The organism is Vibrio sp. V19_P1S1T109, assembly GCF_002241375.1.
In the GTDB taxonomy this organism is placed as follows: domain Bacteria; phylum Pseudomonadota; class Gammaproteobacteria; order Enterobacterales; family Vibrionaceae; genus Vibrio; species Vibrio anguillarum.
Genome location: NZ_NDIM01000333.1, coordinates 1 through 2376, shown reverse-complemented (window position 1 = coordinate 2376; position 2376 = coordinate 1). Strand labels below are relative to the sequence as shown.

At 47.3% G+C, this 2376-nt stretch carries 3 protein-coding genes; all 3 read right to left on the bottom strand.

Annotated features, from left to right (window positions below; all coding sequences use genetic code 11):
• Positions 1 to 34: 34 nt before the first annotated feature.
• The 3 genes from tnpC to tnpA are packed head-to-tail and all read right to left on the bottom strand — an operon-like array spanning position 35 to position 2297.
• A complete protein-coding gene (gene tnpC / locus B9J87_RS15770) occupies positions 35 to 1567 on the bottom strand; it encodes an IS66 family transposase (protein WP_094151645.1) in 1533 nt (510 codons plus the stop codon).
• Positions 1568 to 1626: 59 nt separating this feature from the next.
• Positions 1627 to 1980: an IS66 family insertion sequence element accessory protein TnpB gene (gene tnpB / locus B9J87_RS15765; protein WP_094151643.1), complete on the bottom strand. Its 354-nt coding sequence runs from the start codon at positions 1978 to 1980 to the stop codon at positions 1627 to 1629.
• Positions 1977 to 2297, bottom strand: coding sequence for an IS66 family insertion sequence element accessory protein TnpA (gene tnpA, locus B9J87_RS15760; RefSeq protein ID WP_094151641.1), 321 nt, complete (start codon positions 2295 to 2297; stop codon positions 1977 to 1979). Before tnpA ends, tnpB begins: the two co-directional genes overlap by 4 nt.
• Between the last annotated feature and the right edge of the window lie 79 nt (positions 2298 to 2376).

Below are 2376 nucleotides of genomic sequence, written 5' to 3'. Positions count from 1 at the left end.
GGTATCCGCCCCATGATCCCACGGGGCGATATTATTAATGTTTGAAGTTCCAAGGTAGGAGCGCATCGATATCAGGCTCAGATTTCGCTATCTCTTTCATGCACTTGACCATGTAGTCGTAAAGGATAAGGCCGTTGGCTTTCGCTGTCTCGACGATACTGTAAAGCATCGCGCTCGCTTCGGCTCCATTGGGATTGGTCGAGAAGAGCCAGTTCTTTCTCCCAATAACCAGCGACTTAATGGCGCGTTCAGCACGGTTATTGTCTATCGATAAGTGACCATCATCGATATAGCGGCTCAGCTTCGGCCACTGACCGAGCGTGTATTTTATCGCTTTACCCAGCGGGCTAGACTCAAGCACTTTCTGAGTTGTCATCCATTCATAAAGCTCATCCAGTATCGGCTTAGCATGCTCTTGGCGCTCTGCTTTCCGTTTTTCGGCACAGGCACCTTTTAAGCGTGATTCTATTCCATAGAGTTTCTGGATTTTAGCCAATGCACTATCCGCTTTGCCTGACTTGCCTTTACCTTGAAGCTTCTTAGCCTCCATGAACTTGCGCCGAGCATGCGCCAAGCAACCGACATTGGTGACTCGATGAAGCCCATCATAAACACCATAGCCATCGGTTTGCAGATACCCATCATAGTCGCCCAAGAAGGCAACAGGGCACGACCTCGCGCGACTGTTTTGATAGTCATACAAGACGATATTTCTCACATTAGGGAGCGCGGCACCTGGCGAGTCCGCGCCCGAGCAGTAGAGCCACATGTAGCATTGCTTGTCTTCCTTGAGGACATTGAGCGGCGTTTCATCCGCCTGAACCACCACTTGCTCGAGTAGGTGCGCTTTCAAGGCCGCGTAAAGTGGAGCGAACTTCTCACTGACTTGGATAATCCACCTTGCCATGGTGGTTCGTGATAGTTCGATACCCGACTGGGTAAACAGGGATTCTTGGCGATAAAGTGGCATCGCGTATTGGTATTTGCCGAGGATGATATTGGCCAGCAAGCTTTCTGTCGCGAAGCTTTTAGGGATAATGCTTTGCGGCGCTGGCTTTTGAACAACGTGGTTTTTGTCCTGAGTTTGCTCGCATTGGCGGCAAGCATATTTAGGACGAACATATTCCAACACTTTTAGTACCGCTGGCGTGAACTCAAGTTTCTCGCTACGGTCTTCACCGATTTTATGCAGGTTATGTTGACAGCAAGTGCACTGCTTTTCATCGTCGTCTAAATCGAGTTCGATAACTTCACGAGGCAAGGTCTTTGGCAGTGGTTTGCGTTTACCACGTTTCTTCTTTGTGATGGTCGTTGTAACAACTTCAACCTCTTCTTCCTTAGCTGCCTCACACTCCGCTTCGTTGAAGAGATCACCTTGAGATTCATCGTAAGGCTTTAACGCCTCCGAGCGTTTAGCGAACTGACGGTCGAAGGCAAGTTTGAGCTGTTCAAGCAGCGATTGACGCTCTTGTTTCAATTGGATTTCTGACGCCATCAGTGCTTTCACCATCGCTTGTAGCTCGGCAATATCTTGACTTTCTGGGTTAATATCTGGCGTCTTTTTCATGGCATTTATTATACTAAAATCATGCCGTTAACGCTTGGTGGATAAGGCTTTATTGTCGGTTAACTCATTGTAAAATCGTTTATTTGAACGGGTTTATGGCCGATAATTGTGAAGCCTGAAAGCAGTCTATCCAGTTCGAATTGAGTTAGGGTAAACACGTCGTTTTGCTCTTTTGATGGCCACTTGTACTTGGCTTTTTCAAGGCGTTTGTACCAAAGAGCAAAGCCTGTTTTATCCCAGTACAGTACTTTGATTTTGTCGCGCTGTTTGTTAGTGAATAGGAACAACGCACCACTTCCTAACGGTAAGTCGGTGTCACTTTCAATCATGGCAGTGAGACCGTTGATGGACTTTCTGAAATCGACGCTTTCACGATAGAGATAGATTTCGGGAGCACTGAGCATGCGTTTCATGACAGCGCACCGATAAGCTCTGCGAGATAGGTCGCTGGCGTGCCTTGTGGGATGCTCAGTTCAACACTGTTTACAAGTAGTGTCATGTTGGCAACGACAGCGTGAATGGCTTGATACTTTGTGGTCTTTTCAACGACTTCTGCTTTAACAAAGCCAACCGTGTTCGGTTTTTCGATGTGCTTTAACTGTTGGCGCTTAGCGTAAAAAGTGGAGAGGCTCAGTCCGTTACGTTCACAGAATAATCGTTGTGATAACTGGCTGGATTCATAGTGTTCGAACAGGGTTCGCCATTCTTGGTTAGTGCGTCGTTTGGCCATTTCAAATCTCCTTTGGGTTGGAGGTTTGATCTTATTATTCGGGCCAGACGATTAGAATGCGGGGTTTATGATGCGCTTA

Bases quoted from the DNA above. Each gene is read 5' to 3' on its own strand.
- tnpA (WP_094151641.1), bottom strand. From the start codon at position 2,297: ATGGCCAAACGACGCACTAACCAAGAATGGCGAACCCTGTTCGAACAC.
- tnpB (WP_094151643.1), bottom strand. From the start codon at position 1,980: ATGAAACGCATGCTCAGTGCTCCCGAAATCTATCTCTATCGTGAAAGC.
- tnpC (WP_094151645.1), bottom strand. From the start codon at position 1,567: ATGAAAAAGACGCCAGATATTAACCCAGAAAGTCAAGATATTGCCGAG.